Origin of the sequence: Microvirga splendida, from assembly GCF_016427565.1 — a bacterium.
Taxonomy (GTDB): Bacteria; Pseudomonadota; Alphaproteobacteria; order Rhizobiales; family Beijerinckiaceae; genus Microvirga; species Microvirga splendida.
In genome coordinates this window covers 1-19486 of the sequence record NZ_JAELXT010000030.1, presented here as the reverse complement: position 1 = coordinate 19486, position 19486 = coordinate 1, and the positions used below count along the sequence as shown (strand labels likewise).

Annotated in this window: 17 protein-coding genes, 1 tRNA gene and 1 pseudogene; 12 read left to right on the top strand and 7 right to left on the bottom strand. The window is 59.8% G+C overall.

Going from position 1 to position 19486, the window contains the following annotated elements:
• Positions 1-57: 57 nt before the first annotated feature.
• The 5 genes and pseudogenes from JAO75_RS20200 to JAO75_RS20180 form a co-directional block, all read right to left on the bottom strand.
• Positions 58-1407 carry a sigma-54-dependent transcriptional regulator gene (locus JAO75_RS20200; RefSeq protein WP_199050947.1) on the bottom strand — a complete coding sequence of 450 codons (1350 nt, stop codon included), beginning with the start codon at positions 1405-1407 and terminating at the stop codon, positions 58-60.
• Positions 1404-3344, bottom strand: coding sequence for an ATP-binding protein (locus JAO75_RS20195; protein WP_246742620.1), 1941 nt, complete (start codon positions 3342-3344; stop codon positions 1404-1406). The genes JAO75_RS20200 and JAO75_RS20195 overlap by 4 nt, the downstream gene beginning before the upstream one ends.
• Entirely contained in the window at positions 3308-4678 is a 1371-nt protein-coding gene (locus tag JAO75_RS20190) for an ABC transporter substrate-binding protein (RefSeq protein ID WP_199050946.1), read from the bottom strand. Before JAO75_RS20190 ends, JAO75_RS20195 begins: the two co-directional genes overlap by 37 nt.
• 497 nt (positions 4679-5175) lie before the next feature.
• Positions 5176-5245: transfer RNA gene (locus tag JAO75_RS20185), tRNA-Ser, on the bottom strand.
• Between the two features lie 9 nt (positions 5246-5254).
• A pseudogene (locus JAO75_RS20180) lies at positions 5255-5878 on the bottom strand (MBL fold metallo-hydrolase); the annotation flags it as partial.
• 552 nt (positions 5879-6430) lie between these two features.
• Here JAO75_RS20180 and JAO75_RS20175 point away from each other — a divergent pair.
• The 4 genes from JAO75_RS20175 (at position 6431) to JAO75_RS20160 (ending at position 8602) form a co-directional block, all read left to right on the top strand.
• Entirely contained in the window at positions 6431-7153 is a 723-nt protein-coding gene (locus tag JAO75_RS20175; RefSeq protein WP_199050945.1) for an NAD-dependent deacylase, read from the top strand.
• A 128-nt stretch (positions 7154-7281) separates the two neighbouring features.
• On the top strand, positions 7282-7644 hold the full coding sequence (locus JAO75_RS20170; protein ID WP_199050944.1) for a DsrE family protein: 363 nt from the start codon (positions 7282-7284) through the stop codon (positions 7642-7644).
• A 35-nt stretch (positions 7645-7679) separates the two neighbouring features.
• Positions 7680-8057, top strand: a complete 378-nt coding sequence (locus JAO75_RS20165; RefSeq protein WP_199050943.1) for a nuclear transport factor 2 family protein — start codon at positions 7680-7682, stop codon at positions 8055-8057.
• Between the two features lie 77 nt (positions 8058-8134).
• Complete coding sequence (locus JAO75_RS20160; RefSeq protein WP_199050942.1) at positions 8135-8602, top strand: cupin domain-containing protein; 468 nt, start codon at positions 8135-8137, stop codon at positions 8600-8602.
• Between the two features lie 6 nt (positions 8603-8608).
• On the opposite strand, the gene JAO75_RS20155 is transcribed toward JAO75_RS20160, so the two are convergent.
• Both JAO75_RS20155 and JAO75_RS20150 read right to left on the bottom strand, forming a co-directional pair.
• On the bottom strand, positions 8609-8836 hold the full coding sequence (locus tag JAO75_RS20155; protein WP_199050941.1) for a hypothetical protein: 228 nt from the start codon (positions 8834-8836) through the stop codon (positions 8609-8611).
• Between the two features lie 258 nt (positions 8837-9094).
• Positions 9095-10951 carry an ABC transporter ATP-binding protein gene (locus JAO75_RS20150; protein WP_199050940.1) on the bottom strand — a complete coding sequence of 619 codons (1857 nt, stop codon included), beginning with the start codon at positions 10949-10951 and terminating at the stop codon, positions 9095-9097.
• Between the two features lie 105 nt (positions 10952-11056).
• Between JAO75_RS20150 and JAO75_RS20145 the strand changes: the two genes are divergently transcribed.
• The 8 genes from JAO75_RS20145 (at position 11057) to JAO75_RS20110 (ending at position 19340) form a co-directional block, all read left to right on the top strand.
• On the top strand, positions 11057-11554 hold the full coding sequence (locus tag JAO75_RS20145; protein ID WP_199050939.1) for a cupin domain-containing protein: 498 nt from the start codon (positions 11057-11059) through the stop codon (positions 11552-11554).
• 125 nt (positions 11555-11679) lie between these two features.
• Positions 11680-13194: a carboxypeptidase M32 gene (locus JAO75_RS20140; protein WP_199050938.1), complete on the top strand. Its 1515-nt coding sequence runs from the start codon at positions 11680-11682 to the stop codon at positions 13192-13194.
• A complete protein-coding gene (locus JAO75_RS20135; RefSeq protein ID WP_199050937.1) occupies positions 13191-13979 on the top strand; it encodes a phosphodiester glycosidase family protein in 789 nt (262 codons plus the stop codon). The genes JAO75_RS20140 and JAO75_RS20135 overlap by 4 nt, the downstream gene beginning before the upstream one ends.
• A 50-nt stretch (positions 13980-14029) precedes the next feature.
• Complete coding sequence (locus JAO75_RS25510) at positions 14030-14269, top strand: zinc-binding dehydrogenase (RefSeq protein ID WP_199050936.1); 240 nt, start codon at positions 14030-14032, stop codon at positions 14267-14269.
• 444 nt (positions 14270-14713) lie between these two features.
• Positions 14714-16912: an SF1B family DNA helicase RecD2 gene (gene recD2 / locus JAO75_RS20125; protein WP_199050935.1), complete on the top strand. Its 2199-nt coding sequence runs from the start codon at positions 14714-14716 to the stop codon at positions 16910-16912.
• A gap of 89 nt (positions 16913-17001) precedes the next feature.
• Positions 17002-18081, top strand: coding sequence for a competence protein CoiA family protein (locus JAO75_RS20120; protein WP_210340342.1), 1080 nt, complete (start codon positions 17002-17004; stop codon positions 18079-18081).
• 152 nt (positions 18082-18233) lie between these two features.
• The gene (locus JAO75_RS20115) at positions 18234-18542 is read left to right on the top strand and encodes a putative quinol monooxygenase (protein WP_199050933.1); all 309 of its coding nucleotides are present in this window, start codon (positions 18234-18236) and stop codon (positions 18540-18542) included.
• Positions 18543-18647: 105 nt separating this feature from the next.
• Entirely contained in the window at positions 18648-19340 is a 693-nt protein-coding gene (locus JAO75_RS20110; protein WP_199050932.1) for a glutathione S-transferase family protein, read from the top strand.
• The last annotated feature ends 146 nt before the right edge of the window (positions 19341-19486 follow it).

Genomic DNA, 19486 nt, shown 5'->3' with positions numbered 1-19486 from the left:
GCCGATTTGGGAAAGGATGGTAACCTCCCTCCAGCCCCATGGGTCAGATGGGTAACATCAGGCTTCGATCTCACCCGTCTGACCGAGATCGTACCTCTTCATTTTAAGATAAAGGGTCTTGCGGGTGATCCCGAGTGCCTCTGCAGTTGTGCCGATGCGGCCGGCAAAGCGCACGAGAGTTTCCTCAATGACGCGGCGTTCGGCGATCTCCATCTGCTGTTCGAGGCTCAGCGCACCAGGAGGGCTCAGGCCCGCCTGGGGCTGCTCATCGTCATCGAGACCGAGGAGGTATCGCTCGGCAGCGTTCCGCAGCTCGCGCACGTTTCCAGGCCATTGCTGTTGCTGGAGCCGCTTGAGGAAGGACGATTCGAGCGATGGCGCCGCCCTCGCCTGCCGGGCAGCCGCGAGATGGAGGAAATGACTGAAAAGCACGGGCACATCATCCCGCCGCTCGCGGAGCGGTGGAAGGCGAACCGTGACGACGTTCAATCGATAGACCAAGTCCTCGCGGAATGCGCCCTTGCCTGCCAGTTCGGTAAGATCCGCCTTGGTGGCGGCTATAACGCGGATGTCGACCGGGATCTCCTTATTCGACCCAAGGCGCTCGATCGTTCGTTCCTGGAGCACCCGCAGCAGCCGGATTTGCGCCGTCAATGGCATGGACTCGATCTCGTCGAGAAAGAGAGTGCCGCCGCTCGCATGCTCGATCTTGCCGATCCGCCGCTCGCGGGCTCCGGTGAAGGCACCAGGCTCGTGACCGAAGAGTTCGCTCTCGATCATGGTTTCCGGCATCGCGCCGCAATTGACCGCTACGAACCGCCCCTTCCGCCGGATTCCAAAATCATGGAGAGCGCGGGCGGCGACCTCCTTGCCTGTGCCCGTCTCGCCAAGAAGAAGCACGTCGGCCTCGGCCTCCGCGAGCGTCCCAAGGATGCGCCGTAGCCGTTCGATGGCGGTAGAGTGCCCGACGAGCCGGCTGACGATGGAATCCTGATCCGCGGTTCCTGCCCGGAGAGCGCGGTTTTCGAGGATAAGGCTGCGGTGTGCAAATGCGCGCCTGACCGTCTCGACGAGCCGCACGGGATCAGCCGGTTTCTCGATGAAATCCCAGGCGCCGGCTCGAACCGCCTTAATGGCCATCGGCACATCGCCGTGGCCGGTCACGAGGACCACCGGGATCTCGGGGTCGATTGCGCGGACGGCGTCGAGAAGGCCGAAGCCGTCGAGCCCAGGCATCCGAACATCGCTCACGACAACGGCCGGGAGATCCGGCGACAGGATGTCGATGCCTGCTTTGGCAGAGCCAACCGCAGTGACGTTGAAGTCATCGAGCTCCAGCGTCTGCCGATAGGCGTCGAGCACTTCCTGGTCGTCGTCCACCAGAACGACCTTCAGCTCCGCACTCATGCCTCGCTCGCCGCCAAATCGATCACGAAGGTCGTTCCCGTAGGTCCTGTCGTCGCCAAGATCAAGTCTCCTCCGAAATCCTTCACGATGTTGTACGACATGGACAGTCCGAGGCCGAGCCCCAGACCAGCAGGCTTGGTGGTGAAGAACGGGTCGAAGATGGTGCTGCGGTACTGCTCTGCGATGCCCTGCCCGCTGTCGGTGACCGCCAGGCGGACACGACCTTCCCTGGCTTTGGCGGCAATGTCGATGCGACGGTCCGTCTGGCCTTCGACCACGTCGAGCGCATTCGAAATCAGATTGACGATCACCTGCTCCAGCCTGACCTCCTCGGCCAATACCTTGAGGGAAGCATCCGGAAAGTTCATCCGCACCGCGACCTTCTCCTCATCGATACGCTGCTCGAACAGGCTTAGGCCGCCCTCGACGGCGGCGCGCAGATCGACCGCTTCGAGAGCCGCGGCTGGGCGGCGCGCGAAGCGCTTGAGATGCTTGATCAGCTCCGCCATCCGGGTCGTCAGTCCCTGGATCCGATCGAAGCTGGCCCCTGCTTCCTCCAGGCGCCCGCGCTGGAGCAGCACGGCGCCGTTGTATGCGTGCGAGCGGATTGCCGCGAGAGGTTGATTGAGCTCATGGCTGATGCCTGCAGACATCTGGCCGAGCGCAGCGAGCTTGGCGGCCTGGACCAAGTCGTCCCGGGTTTGCCTGAAGACGGCAAGCGCCTTGGCAAGATCGCCGAGTTCGTCATCGGTTGGAGGCGGCAGGACCGGCATCGTGGGGCCACTCGCAATGGTCGTCGCCGCCAAAGTCAGCCCCTGGAGACGCACAACGAGGTTCCTTCGGACATAGAACCAGCCGATCGCGATCGTGATGGCCAATGACGTGACGGCGATCGCCAGAAGGAGATTGCGCCCGATCGCGATGGCATCGGCGGAACGCTCCGCCGCCCTTCGAGCTATCGCTTCCGTACGATTGACCTCCTGAGACACAAGCATACCGAGTTGGGTGACAAGGCGTCTGTTCTCGGCAAGGAGCGTCTGCCCATCAGCGATGGCTTCGAGTTCCGCCCGCTTCACGGCAGCGAGCCCGGATGCCGGATCGGAGACGGCCAGGAGGCGTCTCGCGATCTGGCCGATGGTGATCGTATCCGTCCAGCTGGCGAGCGCCTTGGTTTCCAGGTCAAACTGATCCGTCATCTCGCCGAGGAAGTTGCTCGTCTCCCGAAGGTCCTCGACCGTTGGCACGGTTCCAAGCCGGCCCAGCAGCCCCACGATTAGGTTGGCGTAGGCATTGATGGTCAAGAGGGACTCGCTCTTGCGGCTCTCCTCCAACAGAGTCTTTCGTCCGGCCTCGGCCGCCTCGCCAGGTGCGACCCTGCCGATAGCCGATTCCATGTTGAAGCGAGCGTCGTCGATGAGCGGCTCGATCTCTTCAATCAGATCGGCCTGCAGCCATCGCAATTCCTCACTGATCGCACGCGCGCGTTCATGCAGGGGAAAGCGCCGGTCGGCCACCCGGTCGATGGCATTGAGGTTAGCCTCAATGCCATTTGTCACGACGAGAAGATCAGGCGAGAGTGAATGCTCGTCGTTCCGCTCGTTGAGGACGGAGCGGAGCACGGACACACGTTCGACGAGCGTCTTGCGAATTCTGTCATAGGCTTCGCGGCGCTCCGCGACCGCAAGATCGGGCGTGCTGGCGATCACGTTCGCGCCTGCTTCCGCCAGGCGGGCGGAGAACGCGAGAGCCGGAAGGTGAGCTGTCGCCACGGAATTCAGCTCTTCGCTAAGGCGGGCATAGGACAGCCAGCCCACGATGCATGCGCCGACCGCGAGCCCGCCTACTCCGAGGAAGGCGATGATGAGGCGTCCACCGATCCCGAGGCGCATCCGCCGGATCATCATGGCCTTGAGGCCTCTGGGCCCTGAGCGTCCCATTCGGCCGCGCCCAATCTTGCGGCTGCATCAGTCAACGCTTGCGCCGCCCGTCGCATGTTCTCATCGATCCGGGCTTTGATGTGGGCTTCGAGCCGGGCCTGGGGCTCGGGTGTGGGAAGCCCACGCCGTACCCGAACGAGGTCCTTCCAGCGCTCCAGCTCCATGGCCTCCGTGCCATTCAGGGGCGGCCGTTTCAGGGCGCCGCGCGCATCGCTCACCAGCTTTGCCAGATCTGTATCGGAGCGCTCCGACAGGGCCGCTTCCATCGCGCGCACGGATCGCCACATGCGCCCCAGGTCCGATCTGCGAAAAGTGATCATCTCATCGAAGATGATGTTGACCAGCTCGTAGCGGGCGGCCGAGAGCCCCGCATCGAACAGCCCCCTGGCAAACAAACTGTCATGTTGGAAGGGGTTGCCACCCTTCGACCCGTCGGTCGGATAGACGGAGGGAGAGATCGGCAGCCGCGCGACCGCAGGGTCCAGCAGAAGAGCCTGCCCGTCTGGCGACAATACGAAATCGATGAAGCGTTCGGCGCCCTCTCGATTGGCCGCATCGGTCAGGATTGCGATGCTGGCGGGTACGAACAGCGTCTCTTCGGGGAGGGCAAAGCGCGTGGTCGCCCCCTCGGGCATGCCTTCGGGCTTTGCTAGAAAGTCGATTGAGGGCCCGACCCCGAAACGCCCTCGGGCAACACCCGCCGAAACGCCAAAGCTTCGCGCCGTGACGGTCGCGAGATTGCCGCCAATCTCAGACCAGATGCCCCACCCGCGGTCCCACCCGTAGACTTGGAGAATGGCCTCGACCATGAGGTGCATCGTGCCCGACCGAGAGGGGGAGCTGATGCCGATGTGCCCGGCATAGATGGGCGCCGCGAGATCGCTCCAGCCCTTTGGCACGGGCAGTTCCCGCTCCTTGAGATAGTCGGGATTGTACACGAACCCGTAGCCCGACAAGGCGAAGCCGAGATACATCAGGTCCGGATCGTTTACCGGATAGCCGGCGATAAGGTCCGGAGCGCCGGTAGGGCGCGGCTTCAGCCCCGTCAGCCGGCCTGCCCTCTTCAGAATCTCGAAGGCATCCGGCGCCGACGCCCAGAATATGTCCGCTTTGTGCCTGTCGCCAACGATGTCTGCCAGCGCCGTCGTCGTCTTGCGCTGCACGAACTCAATGAGAATCGCGGGATGGCGCTTTGTGAAGGCTCTCTGGAATGGCTCGAGAAACTGCGGTGGGAAAGACGTGAGAACGCGCACCTTTTCAGCCGCGACCGCAGACCCGATGAGGACTGTGTGAGCGAGCAATGCAGCAAGACATATGAAAAAGGTTCGAAGCATGAACAGATGCGGCGTCCAAGGGTAGCGACATCATAGGCCAAAAGCAGACGAGACGATCAAGTCATTCTTTACGCCCTTAGGCTGTTCATTGTGGGAGATTCTGCGAGTCAGAGCGATCAGCCTCGCCTTCTTCAATAGGTTCGTTGAGGGTCTTCCCAACCAGGAACCCCCATCTCCCCTGAGGAGCCGACCAAGTCACTGATTTAACGCTCGGAAAGGATGCTGCTTGCGGGGTAAGCTATTGTTTCGAGGCAGGCCGCCCGAACCCGTATCCAAGTTCCACTATGGGTCAGGAACGGCCTTAGAGCGTGGCCGTATGAATGTCAGCTTATCACGCAGTTGCAGACATTTTGCTGTCCGGCGCAAAGCGAGGTGTGGCTAGCGCAGACTGATCGAATTTTGTCTGCTGTTACCCGTAGCGTTACCCAGAGGAAATAAGGGCGGGGAACTGCAGGAGCATGAAAGCCATGAAACCCTTGCCGGTTAAGGGTTTGAAGTGGTGAGCGCGCTGGGACTCGAACCCAGGACCCTCTGATTAAAAGTCAAAGAGCCCAAGTCAACGTGCTCGACCACCACTCAGTGCCCCGGCAGGACTAAGATCTTCGGGCTCCTCGGCAGTGCGGCGCGCGAGAGGGTGACGGGCGCGCTGTCGCTGAACTCCACAGGGAAGTGCTCCCGGCCAGAGGCGAGAAAGCGGTTGAGGATTGATGTCCCGAAGAAGTGCATCGGGATCATCAGCGGGGCATTGATCGCCCGCAGCACCTCCATCATGTCAAAGGTCTCCAGCGTGTAGCCGCCATCCACCGGCACCAGCAGAGCATCGACGCGCCCGAGCTTCCTGAGATGCTCGGGCGAGAGGGTGTGGTGCAGGTGATCGAGATGGGCGATGCACAACTGGGCGGTCTCAAACACGAAGATGGAACTGCCGTTGTACTCCGTCGCTCCCCCATAGCTGCGAATCTTGGTCGAGACGTTCCGGATGCGCACATCCTGCGCGGTCAGGTCGTGGTAGGCTGGCCCTCCGGCCGGGTTCCAGCCCCTAAGGACAAGTGTGATCCCTGGATCCGGACGATAGCTGAAGTGAGTCGAGTACGCCTTGTTCATGGTGGCCATGTCAGGGGTGACGGATGGACGTGTGCCGTCGCTGTAGTCGGTGGCAATCCGCACCCCTTGCGGCGTCTCAATCAGGAAGGTGGCGTGACCGACAAACGTTGTAAGATGTGTTGGAGTTCCGAGCGAAGGAGAGGACTATCAGAAATCAGAGCCGTCGGGATCGCTCGAACAACATTGCTGGTCGGATAGCCTGCCTGCATTGAGCAGTCGCGGACAAGCGTTAGCGTTTTTACAACCATTCCTGCCCCCTGCGCGCTTTCGCTCAATAAAGAAAAAGTAAAACCGAGTGCGTATCACTTATCTGTCGGAAAGGCGACACAACTCCAATAGTTGAAAAGCCCCGATTGCGGCATATAGTCACGATCTTAACGCCAAACTTCGCAGTACATGACGCGCCACTTTGGCGGTGGGGCGCGCTCAAGATCTAAACCGAGGTCAAACGCGCCTATTCGGAGACTTGGGGTCTCAACCCTGCAGAAGAAAGTCAACAGAAAATAGTGGAAAGTGAACCAGCCTGCTACTTCCCGGACATTCGCGGAGGCTAACACCGCGGTCTTCTGAATATAAGCTACGAGCATCACATACGACCGATGCTGGGCGCCGTGTCTAACTTGAGGCGTCCAATGATCGACCTCAATCATGTTGACACCGATTAGAGAGGTTATTAAGATTTTTATCCTAACTGGCGCTGGCATCTCCGCCGAGAGTGGCTTGGGAACTTTCCGGGACAAAGATGGGCTCTGGTCGCGCTTTGATCCGATGAAGCTCGCGACACCAGAGGCATTCGCTCACAATCCGGACGAGGTGCATGCCTTCTATAACATGCGCCGGCAGAACCTCCTGTCAGCAGAGCCCAATGCCGCTCACCGGGCGCTGGCCCGCCTGGAATCCGGTCTGGCAGAGCGCGGCGGCAGCCTGTTTCTGTGTACGCAGAACATCGACGATCTCCACGAGCGGGCTGGATCGCAGCGGGTCTTCCATATGCACGGCGAACTGCTCAAGGCCCGTTGCACAGCCTGCGGCGAGACGATGCCATGGCAAGAGGATTTGAGCGTCGAAGCCCCCTGCCCGTCTTGCCGCCGTTCGGGAGGATTGAGACCTCACGTAGTTTGGTTCGGCGAGATGCCGCTGGAAATAGACGGGATCTATGATGCCCTCCTTGAGGCAGACCTGTTCGTTGCTATCGGCACCTCAGGCTCCGTCTATCCGGCAGCAGGGTTCGTGTCGGAGGCACGGGGGCACGGCATCCGCACCTGTGAGATCAATCTGGAGCCCTCTGACAATGCCAGACAGTTCGATGACCGGCGGTATGGACCCGCCAGCGAGGCCGTCCCAGCTTGGGTTGAGCAGGTGCTTTCTTAGAAAGGTTCAGAGCGGCTAGGGCAGGTTCGCGACTCCTGCTTTCCTCCTCCCAAATAGTAGGACCCCCCGGTTGGCGCACAGCCTAATGACGGTCATAGTCCTGTTCTCTACGTTCACCGGAGGCATTTATGTCCAGCCTTCTCGTCCATGTCACCTGCGGACCTGAAAACCCCACCAAGAGTGCCCTCGCCTTCTTCGTCGCGGCAGCGGCGGTCGAGGCGGAGCATCAGGTTCACGTGTTCCTGGCAGGCGATGCAGTCCAACTCATGCGCGAACCAACGCGCACCACCCTCGTAGGGCTTGGTACGGGTGCCCTTCGGGAGCATTTCGATAAGGTGATCGCCGGAGGTGGCCGGCTCTATCTCTCGGCTGGGTCCTGCGCCGCGCGGGGCATCAGCGATGCGGATCTCCACGGAGTTCCCCACGAGAAGGCTGGCCCTCCGATGCTGGTGCGCCTGGTCATGGAGTGCGACCGCAGCATCGTCTACTGATCCGGTGCGCCTCACCAGCCAGGAGAGGAGATCTGATGGCAGACGCTGTTTCCCTATCCCTCCTCGACGAGTTTGCGGCCGCTTGGAACCGGCATGACACGGATGTAATCCTGTCAATGATGACGGAGGACTGTGTGTTCGAGGCCAGCCGTGGTCCTGACGTGAAGGGGACCATCTATACAGGTCAGGCCGAAGTCCGCCGAGGAATTGAAGAGGTCTTCTCCACCTTCCCGGATGCTCGGTGGAACGAACCCAGACACTTCATCGCAGGAGATAGGGGCGTCTCCGAATGGGTGTTCACGGCTACTGGGATTGACGGTGCCCTTGTGGAGGTCCAGGGCTGCGATGTGTTCACGTTCCGGGATGGCAAGGTTGCCGTCAAGAACTCGTACCGAAAGCAGCGTGCAGCCTAATCGCCAGAATCTCCCTTGTTCTTCGTCAAAGCGCCGGTACGCTCGGCTTTTCAAGGTGCTGCAGGGAGAGCACAGGCATGAACCGCGCTGCCATGGATCATCGAAACCTCTGGTTTCTCAACGCCCGCGTCACTATCCGCATTTCGTCGCAAGACAGTTCGGACGGCATCTCAGTTCTTGAGCACCATGCCTCGCAAGGGGACTCCCCGCCACTGCACGTCCACCATAACGAGGACGAGATCTTCCACGTGCTTGAAGGTGAGGTGCGCTACCGGGTCGGGGATCAAGAGCGCCAGGCTAGCGCTGGGGAGACACTACTGACTCCCAAGGGCATTCCTCACACCTACCGAGTCGAGTCGGCTGAGGCTCGCATGCTCACGATCACCCGAGGTGAATTCGAGAACTTCATCCGCGCCCTTGGCCGTCCTGCTGACCGGCAGGGGCTGCCCGATCTGTCTGGTCCACTCACGCCCGAGCAGGCTGAGGCACTTGCCCGTGCCTGCCGGCAGTTCGGCATTGAGCTTGTAGGGCCGCCGCTTTCCTAAATTGGGTCACCCGTGGGCGTCGTGTTCCTCGACAAGGGTTCCGATCAGACGCAGCAGTTCCTGCTGTTCAGGACCTGCGCCCTGCCCCAGAAATGCTGCGATATCCTTATGCTCCACCTGTCCTCCGGAAGCCACATTGGCTTCGTGACGGATGAACAACGCCCCTGAAGGGTCTCGGATCAGGTACCAGCGGTCACCACTTGAGCTTTCATAGAGCTTGCGCGCCTTCTTCATGCGGGCTCCTGTTGGGTAGAGATGTGACATCCAGCTTAGCGCATCGCGGCAGATGGGAGAAAGCGCTAATTCATCGAGCTCTGCTTCAGGATGACCCAAGCCGCATGTTCAACAGTTTCTGGGAAGGGGTCCCTGACCCAAATGAGGTTGGGTCTATCGACAGGACAGGCTCCGCGGGTGGATAGCCGAGACCGCGAGCCTGTAGACAATCTGCTCCTATTGTCGCGACAAGGCATATGCCCTGGTTTCAGGGTGCCCTCACCGATAGCCGGAGGCCTGCAGCTCAAACAACTCGGCGTAGCGCCCCCCGGATGCAACAAGCTGTTCGTGTGAGCCCGCCTCCACAACCTGCCCGTTCTCGAGAACTAGGATCCGATCGGCCATGCGCACCGTTGAGAACCGGTGCGAGATTAGAATGGCGGTCTTTCCCAAACTCAGGTCACGGAACCGCTGGAAGACCTCGTATTCCGAGCGTGCGTCGAGAGCTGCAGTTGGCTCGTCTAGAATGAGCACCTCGGCATCCCTCATGTAGGCGCGGGCGATGGCGATCTTCTGCCATTCGCCGCCGGAGAGATCCGTCCCATCACGGAATCGCTTGCCAAGCGGCTGGTCATAGCCCCGAGGCAAGCGTTGAATGATGCGATCGGCCAGACTGCGCTCGGCCGCCTGTTGAATCCGGCTGCGATCATCGGTGGCCTCGATGCGGCCTGCTCCGATGTTCTCGCCGGCTGTGAAGTGAAACCGTACGAAGTCCTGGAAGATCACACCAATGTGGCGTCGCAGATCGGCCAGATCATACTCACGCAGGTCATTTCCATCGAGAAGGATCCGTCCCTCTGTCGGATCATAGAGCCGGGCAAGGAGCTTTACGAGCGTAGTCTTGCCGGCTCCGTTCTCCCCAACCAACGCTACAACCTCGCCGGCTGTCAGGGTCAAGTTCAGGTGACGGACCGCCCAGCGATCTGAATCTGGATAGCGGAGGCCCACATTCTCAAAAACGATCCCCGACTCCAGCGGGTGCGGGAATGATCGAGGAACGGGCGGTGACGTGATGCTTGGACGGACATCGAAGAATGAGAACAAATCCTCCAGGTACAGCGCCTGCCCGGCGATCTGCGAAAACCCCAGAAGCAAACCCTCAAGCAGCCCCCGTAGCCGCAGAAAGGAGCCGGATAGAAACGTTAAGTCACCGATGCTGAACTCGCCCCGAACTGTTCTCCACACGATCAGAGCGTAGGCCAGATAATAGGCGCAGGACGCGAGTGCGGCAAAGAACGTACCCCATGCGGCCCGGCGGATCGCGAGGCGCCGATTGTCCGCGTACATGTGATCAGCAAAGCTTCTAAAGCGATGGACCAAAAAGGAGTTGAGATCAAAGAGCTTAATCTCCTTTGCCGTCTCGACACTCGAACCCAGGTAACGGATATAATCGAGCTGACGTCGTTCCGGGGTGCGGAAGTAGTTGAGGCGATAGCCCTGCGCATTGAAATGCACCTCACCGACAAAGGCCGGCAGGAGCGCAAGGACAATCAGGACTATAAGCCACGGTGCATAGGCAAGCAGGCCGGCAGCAAGAGAAAGGACAGTGAGCACATCCTGTGCCTGCCCGAGTATCTGAGTCAGGAGAGTGGTTCGTCCCGTAACCTGACGGCGAGCACGCTCCAATCGGTCCTGCTGATCACTGCTCTCGAACTGCTCGAGGTCCAGCGTCGCCGCGTGCTCCATCAGACGCACACTGGCGAAGTTGCTGTAGCGCTCGGACAGGAGGCTGTCGACAAGGGAGCTGGCTCGCCCCAAGAGATCAGCAAGGACTGCGAGCGCCAGTTCCAAAACCAGTAGCCCACCAACAAAATCAAGTCGTCCGCTCTCGATCCAATTGCTAAGGCCTCCTCCTGGTGAGGCAAGCTGTGTCTGGCCCACCACTTCATCGATGATGAGCTTTCCGACATAAAGTATCATAACAGGCAGGACTGAACGGGCCAGTCGCAGACTGAGACTTCCCACCGTAAGAGCAGGGCTGGCCTGCCAAACCAGACGGAACAGAGATGGCAGATGACGCAACGCGCCAACCCGCTCACGCAACGAGCGGCTGGAGGGGAACACTGGAGCGGCCATCCCATTTAAATGGGGGTCCAGGGTTCACTCGTCGAGCCACCCCATTGCTGCTGCGGTGGGGTCTGGTCCAGAACAAGGATGGAAACGATCGTCTCGGAGGCCGCCATGAAGGACGAGGACCAAAATAACTCCTATCATCAGCACGACCACTGGAAGCACCACGGAGTTCAAGTGATCAAGGGTGACCGCCTGGACCCGAACACCGCTCAGACACCGGGTATGTTTCGGCAGGCTGCGATCAATCATGCGCGAGTGGGAGCACAGAAGATCTGGGCCGGCACGGTGTCGATTCAGCCCAATGCCAAGACCGGAGTGCACCACCACGGTGAGTTGGAGAGCGTGATCTATGTCGTACGAGGCAAAGCTCGCATGCGCTGGGGTGAGCGGTTGGAGTTCGTCGCAGAGGCCAACCCTGGAGACTTCATCTATGTGCCGCCCTTCGTGCCCCATCAGGAGATCAACGCCAGTCCAGACGAACCTCTCGAATGCGTTCTCGTGCGCAGCGATAACGAGGCCGTCGTCGTGAACATTACCGACGTGGATCCGGTCGAGCGGCCGGAGGAGGTATATTGGGTCGATCCGATCCACAAGCACCCGGGCTAAGGGCATTCCAGAACAACATTTCTTGCAACTCGGTAACAGCCCCGGTGCTTCTCCGGCTAACTGCGGGGTCACTTAGCTACCGCAAAGCCGGGAGGATCAGCGCCAAAGATGGAGTTCACACCAAAATGCAGGTCTACCGCTCGCTGGAGGAACGTTTCGCGCGCATCAGCTCGATTGAGGACGCAATCGGCATTCTGCAATGGGATGCCGAAACCCTGATGCCGGAGGGCGCCGCCGACAGTCGCTCCGACCAGCTTGCAACGCTCAAGGGCATGGCCCATGAACTCCTCACCGCACCTGACACAGGCGACCTCCTCGATCAGGCGGATCAGGACAGCGGCCATCTGGACGAGTGGCCGCGCGCCAACGTGCGTGAGATGCGCCGCATCTATCTCCATGCTGCCGCGGTTCCCGCCGACCTCGTCGAGGCCAACTCCAGAGCCGTTTCCCGAGCGGAACTGGTTTGGCGCGAAGCCCGGCAGACCAGCAATTTCGCCCTGCTCCTCCCGCACCTGTCGCAGGTCCTCTCATTCCAGCGGCAGATCGGCCAAGCCAAAGGGGAGGCATTCGGGCTATCCCCCTACGATGCGCTCCTCGACCGCTACGACCCTGGTCTGCGCCAGGCCACCATTGACCCTCTCTTCTCCGAGCTCAGCGCCGAACTACCAGACCTGATCCAGGAGGCCCAGGAGCGCCAGAAGGGTCGTCCTGCCGTCCAGCCGCTCGAGGGCCCCTTCTCTGTCGATGATCAACGACGCATCGGCAAGCAGCTGATGCAGGCGGTGGGGTTTGATTTCAAACGGGGACGGCTGGATGCAAGTCTGCATCCGTTCTGCGGCGGATCCACAGGCGACGTCCGGATCACCACCCGCTACAGCGAGGGCAACTTCATGAGCGCACTCATGGGCGTGCTTCATGAAACTGGTCACGCACTTTATGAGCAGGGCCGCCCCAAGGAGTGGCGTCGTCAGCCAGTCGGGCTCGCGCGCGGCATGAGCATGCACGAAAGCCAATCGCTGCTCATCGAGACGCAGGCCTGCCGGAGCCGGGAGTTCGTCACCTATCTCGCCCCCCTTGTACAAAAAGCCTTCCAAGGTGAGGGGCCGGCCTGGAGCCCAGAGAACCTCCACCGGATCCTAACCAAGGTGGAGCCGGGCTTCATCCGCGTCGATGCCGATGAGATCACCTATCCGGCCCACATCCTCGTTCGCTACAAACTCGAGAAGGCGCTGATTGCCGGCGATCTTCAGATCCATGACTTGCCCTCAGCGTTCAATGACGAGGTCGCAAAGCTTCTAGGTCTTACAGTTCCTAATGACAGCCTGGGATGCTTGCAGGATATCCACTGGCCTGGCGGTGCGTGGGGTTACTTCCCAACCTATACACTCGGTGCCATGGCTGCGGCCCAGCTCTTCCGGGCCGCCTGCCACGCTGATGCGGATATCCTTCCGGGACTGTCGAAGGGTGATTTTGCTCCGCTTCGGACATGGCTGCGAGCCAATGTTCATGCCAAGGGAAGCCTGATGACCACCGATGAGCTTCTCGTCAGCGCGACCGGCGAGCCACTGGCTGCGGAGGTCTTCCGCATCCACCTGCGGGAGAGATACCTCGGACACGGATGGGGCCTAAGCTACACATGAAATCCGTCATCTTCATGTGGAGCCGGTCTTTCTCACGGACGGCCATCATCCTGTTTACAGTCCTTATGTCTCTTGCACTGCTTCCCGGACGTGCAGCGGCTCAGCCCAATACTAATCCGTGTCGGCCACACCAATATGATGATGGCACCTTCGTGGTTTGCACAGTCAGTCTCCGGAAATACGAAGTGAGGATGTTCTGGCGCGGGCCGGACGGGGAGGTACTTGGCTCGTTTGATCGGTTGAGAGGGACACCGGAGGGTTCGCGCCTTGCTTTCGCAATGAATGCGGGCATGTATCATGAGGATCGTTCGCCTGTGGGACTTTACGTTGAGAACGGAAAGGAACTGAAGGCGGCTAACACAAGGAACGGGCCCGGGAACTTTCACCTCAAACCTAACGGCATCTTTTATGTCAAAGACCGTCAGGCAGGCGTGCTTGAGACAGGAACCTATCTGAAGCGGAAGATCAGGCCGGATTTTGCGACGCAGTCGGGCCCAATGCTCGTCATCAACGGCCAAATTCACCCTCAGTTTTCGGAACAAAGCACCTCCCGCAAGATCCGCAACGGCGTTGGAGTGAAGGGCCAAGACACGGTCGTGTTTGCGATTTCGGAAGATCCGGTTACGTTCAGCACCTTCGCTCGTTTGTTCCGGGACGAGCTAGGGTGTACAAATGCTCTGTTCTTAGATGGAAGCATCTCCAGCCTTTATGTTCCGTCATTGGGGAGGATGGATACGCTCATGCCTATGGGACCAATCATCGGTGCCTTAAACCGGCGACCATAGTAGATGGCCGCAGCGGCCGCGCAGAGGTTTGAGCGTTCAACCTGACATTTTTGTTCGCGCGTACTGACCTGCTGCACATCACTGTAAGCAACCTTACGGCTTGGTTAGAGGCAGGGACCGTGCAAGCACTCACACTACGATTCTTGGCACTGGCGGAAATGGCTGAAGCTCATCGAGCCTTGGAGTCGGGCGGGACCACGGGCCAAGTGGCCTTGCGGACAGCGCCACCGTTCCTCAATGCGGCAGTGGACGGGGCAACTGTTCATCAAGCCTCTGGTCCTCTTCGATGAGCGCCAGAGTTGCTTGAATACGCTGTGGAAGAGGCGGTCTGATCACGTCCGGGTAAATTGAGCGGATATCTTGCCCAATCCGGCGCAGGAGTTCGGAGCCGGAGACGGCTGAAGGTTGCTTGCCAGTACCAGGTCCCTTGCCCATCTCGACCTGCCAAACAGCAGCCAGCCCTGAGTACCGCCTCGTCAGCCCATCGTTAACTGCCCATCTCGGATGTGGAAAGTGGGCAGAACCCAGTAAATGCTCAGGTCTGGCGTTTGCTTAGCTACCACCGCAATCGAAGCCACGTTTGGCTCTGCTCAAGGGTGTGCCCACCCGAATTGCCGCAAAAAAGCCTTGAAACAAACCAAGAACATTTGAGGCCGCACCAGGAGAGCTCCTCGTCAGTGGTGCCATCCAGCGATACAGTCGGAGAATCCAGGGACCTTTCCTTGGCAGGCGCTATGAACGAGATGACTCGCCCACCACAAGTCGATCAAAGGCCAGTCCTCGAAACTCTCGCGGGTTCAGTCGAGCGTGTGACCTTCCACAATGCTGAGAGTGGCTTTGCGGTCCTGAAGATCCACACACGTGGCAAGCGTGACCTTGTGACAGTCGTAGGCCATACGCCTGCGGTTTCTGCCGGGGAGTGGATAACTGCAAGTGGCGTCTGGATCAGCGATCGCACCCACGGTTTGCAGTTCAAGGCTGAGGTGCTCAAGACTACCCCGCCGACTGGCGCCGAGGGGATCGAGAAGTATCTTGCCTCCGGACAGATGCGCGGCATCGGGCCAGCTATGGCCAAGCGCATTGTTGATGCGTTCGGGGTAGACACCTTCGAGATCATTGAGGCTACCCCTGAACGTCTGACGGAGGTACCTGGGATAGGGCCGATGAGGGCCTCCCGCATCGTAGCGGGTTGGGCTGAGCAAAAGGCCGTGCGGGAGATCATGATCTTCTTGCTTGCCCACGGGGTCGGCACGGCACGAGCCGTACGCATCTTTAAGACCTACGGCTATGAGGCCATTCAGGTCATGACGGAGGACCCATACCGGCTTGCGAAGGACGTGCGTGGGATCGGCTTCAGAACAGCGGATGCGATCGCGGCCAAGCTCGGTATGGAGAAGACCGCACCACAGCGGATCCGGGCCGGCATCTCATTTGCGCTCCAAACAGCAACGGACGAGGGCCATTGCGCATTACCGGTCGATGCTCTCACCCGGCTAGCCGAGCAGCTACTCGAAGTCGATGAGGCCCTGATCCGCACAGCCATCGTCGAGGAGCTGTCCAAAGGCGAGATCGTCTCGGACACCATCGGGGAGGAGACCTGCCTATTCCTCAAAGGGCTGTATTTGGCCGAGCAGGCAATCGCCGCTCGGTTGATTGAGCGAGTGTCCGGTTCAGCACCCTGGCCGGAGATCGATCTTGGCAAAGCCATTCCGTGGGTGGAAGACCGTACAGGTAAGACTCTGGCGGCCTCACAGCGGGAAGCTTTGAAGCTGGTTCTTGCCTCCAAGGTCTGCGTAGTGACGGGAGGGCCTGGTGTCGGCAAGACAACTCTGCTCGACTCGATCTTGCGTCTGCTCGTTGCCAAAGGCGTTCGGGTTGCGTTGGCGGCTCCCACGGGACGAGCAGCCAAGCGTATGACAGAGCAGACCGGGCTGGAAGCCAAGACCATCCACCGGCTCCTGGAGATCGATCCCAAGCACGGTGGCTTCTCACGCAATGAGGAGAACCCGCTCGATTGCGATCTTCTCGTGGTGGATGAGACCTCCATGGTGGATGTGCCGCTGATGAACGCCCTCACCAAGGCCATCCCGGCTCAGACAGGCCTGCTGCTGGTGGGCGACGTGGATCAGTTGCCGTCGGTCGGCTCGGGGCAGGTGCTGGCCGATATCATCGGCTCGGAGCGTATCCCCGTTGCGCACCTGACCGAGGTATTCCGGCAGGCGGCAGAAAGCCGGATTGTGGTGAATGCTCATCGCATCAACAAGGGCCGGATGCCCGAGCCGCCAAAGGCTGGGGAGGAGAGCGACTTCTACTTTGTGGAAATCAATGACCCCGAGGAAGGCGTGCCGAAGATCATTCAGATGATCAAGGAGCGCATGCCCCGCCGGTTCGGGCTCGATCCCATGAAGGACATACAGGTGCTCTGCCCCATGAACCGGGGCGTGCTTGGAGCCCGCAATCTCAACATCCAGCTCCAGGAAGTGCTTAACCCCAATCCTCCTGCGAAGGTGGAGCGGTTCGGCTGGCGCTTCTCACCCGGCGACCGGGTGATGGAAACCCAAAACGACTACGACCGGGAGGTGTTCAATGGTGATCTTGGGACAGTAGTCCGGCTCGATGATGAGGAAGGGGCGTTGATCGCCTCATTCGATGGCCGCGAAGTGTCGTACCCTTTTGGTGAGCTCGATACGCTGGTGCCGGCCTACGCCACCACCATCCACAAGTCCCAGGGGTCGGAGTACCCCGCCGTAATCATCCCAGTGGTGACACAGCATTTCACGATGCTGGCCCGCAACCTGCTCTATACAGGCGTCACCCGCGGCAAGCAGTTGGTCGTGCTTGTGGGCCAGAAGAAAGCTGTAGGAATTGCGGTCAGAGGTGGGCAGATGAAGAGGCGCTGGACGAAACTGCGGGAATGGCTAGCTGCCCGCTGATCGACAGCCCAGATTTCCTTTGTCATGGGACCTTCGAGGTATTGGAGCCCAACACCATACATACGTCTTGAGGCAAGATAACCCAGACCATGCCGCTACTTGCATATACCCACTCAGGCGAACCGCTCATTGCTCCATTGATGACCGATGATGCATGGGAACGATTGCGATCAGCGCCCAATCGCGATGCATGGATGCCGCACGGGAAAGGGCGGGCCATTCCCAAGACATCGCGTCTTGGAACACGTTTCTTCGCTCACCCTCCTGGGCAAACTCCCGAGGGAGCAAAGGAAAGCAACGTTCATCTCTACATCAAGGCACAGAGCCTGATTGGAGCTCGAGCCGCGGGTTGGGATGCTCTGCCAGAGCAATGTGGAACAACACCGGGTGGTCAGGACTGGCGGGCCGATGTCCTGTGCCGCCGGCCTGGAAGACCCTGGACCGTCGCCATCGAAGCTCAGGTTCAGCTCCAGGGAGAGGAAGCCTACCGCCAGCGGCAAGAGCGCTATGCGGCTTCGGGCATTCGCGCCCTCTGGCTGGTCGCTCATGAGCCTGCGGCCTTGCATCATTATTGGCTTAGGCCTGACCCGCATCTGCCGGCGTTCAAAACCACAACCTGGAATGATCAGGACGGCCAACCAGGCGCGCACGTGCAAGTCGACCGCCTGTCGCTCAGCATCTCTGCCTTCGTCGCCGGTGCACTGAACGGGCAGCTTCAGTGGCGTGGAAATGGCCGGCATGGGATTATTCCACTTGTTCTTCGTGAGGATCAGTGCTGGCATCGCACCTGCCGAAAAAGGGTTCTGCTGGCCTACAGGGCTGAAGGGCCCCAGCGCAGACCTCTTGAAATCGAGGTGGTCCAAGCGATGCATGGCTATGCAGACGCATATGCCGAGGCTCAAACGGCTCTTCCCGATCTCGCAGAAAGCCCACGGCCTTTCCGAAAAATTCTCGCGTCACGCTGCCCCCATTGTAAACGAGAAATTCGGTACCAGCGAGACGACTGGGCGGGCCAGAGCGCTGCTTATAAGTTGTCAATTGGCATCAATGTTTCGGATCAGGGAAGCAAGCTCGGCTTAACCCCACATGCCCAGTGGCGCTGGGGGCCCGAATCCCGGTGGCCCCAGTGGGCTCCCCTCGGCGGTATTGGTTCGCTCTCCCATCAGTGACTCGAGATGCGGCTGAGGCGCCTGGGTCCTAGGACAAATTAGAATACCTTGAGAAATGGACTTATCACGTGCGTCATAGGTCCTGCATTCACGGTGACGAGCTTGCGGGGTCGCGGAGCTATGTCTAAAAATCGGCTTTGAGGAGATCATTCATGCTGCACGTTCTGGCCTATATCACTGCAAAGCCTGGTATGCGCGACACCGTGCTTCGGGAGTTCCGGGCGAACATGCCGGCCGTGCATGCCGAAGAGGGCTGTATCGAGTACGTTCCGGTTGTCGATTCTCCAGCATTTGGACCTGCCCAAACTGAACTTGGGCCGGACACCTTTGTTGTGGTCGAAAAATGGGCGAGCCCTGAAGCGCTTAAAGCGCACGCAGTTGCCCCACACATGCAGGCCTATACTGAGCGGACGGCTGACATGGTTGCAGACCGAGTGATCCACATCCTCTCACCTCTTTAAGGCTTGCTTGGTGGCCCCTGACGAGTCGCGCTTCGATTGCACGGCAGGCGCAGCGGCGTCCGTCAGAAACTACCCAACGTCATTCCCTTCGGCTGGAGCTCTCCTTTGATCACGTTCTACTACAACCTTGCCCCGAACCCAATGAAAGTTGCTCTGTGCCTGGAGGAAATGAGCCTCCCGTATGAACTCAAGCCCGTGGATACACGTAAGGGTGAGCAGCACCAGCCGGACTTTCTGGCCATCAATCCAAATGGCAAGGTGCCTGTGATCATCGACCAGGATACCGGCGCAAGGGTCTTCGACTCGAATGCAATCCTGCTCTATCTTGCGGAGAAGGTCGGACAGTTCCTGCCCGACAGCACACCAGTTGCGCGCGGTGAGCTTCTCTCTTGGCTGATGTTCATTGCAACGGGCGTCGGCCCGTTCTCAGGCCAAGCGGTGCATTTCAAGCATTTTGCGCCTGAGCCCAAGGACTATGCCGTCAGTCGTTATCTGTACGAAGCCCAGCGGCATTACGGCATCATCAATGCGCATTTGTCCGGGCGGCGTTACATGGTGGGAGAGACTTACACGATCGTAGACATGGCCCTGTGGGGATGGGCGCGCATGGTGCCGTTCATCCTGGGTGAGAACGCCTGGGGGGACTTCCCGAACCTCAAACACCTCTTCGATGAGATCAGCGCCCGCCCGGCCGCTCAGGTCGCTGTCGCGCTGAAGGAGATGCACAGCTTCAAGGCTGAGATGGATGACGAAGCACGTCAATATATGTTCCGGCATCTGGCTGCCCTGTCGAGATGACTTCTCACGCGTGCCGCCTTTCCTTCGTCCAGCATGCAGATTGGTCATTGGTCGGGGGTCAAAGCCATGTGGTCTGCCTCCTGAAAAGTGATCCTCCCTGAAGTATGGCTTTTGAGCCGAAGGAGGACTGCAGATGGGCAAGAAGA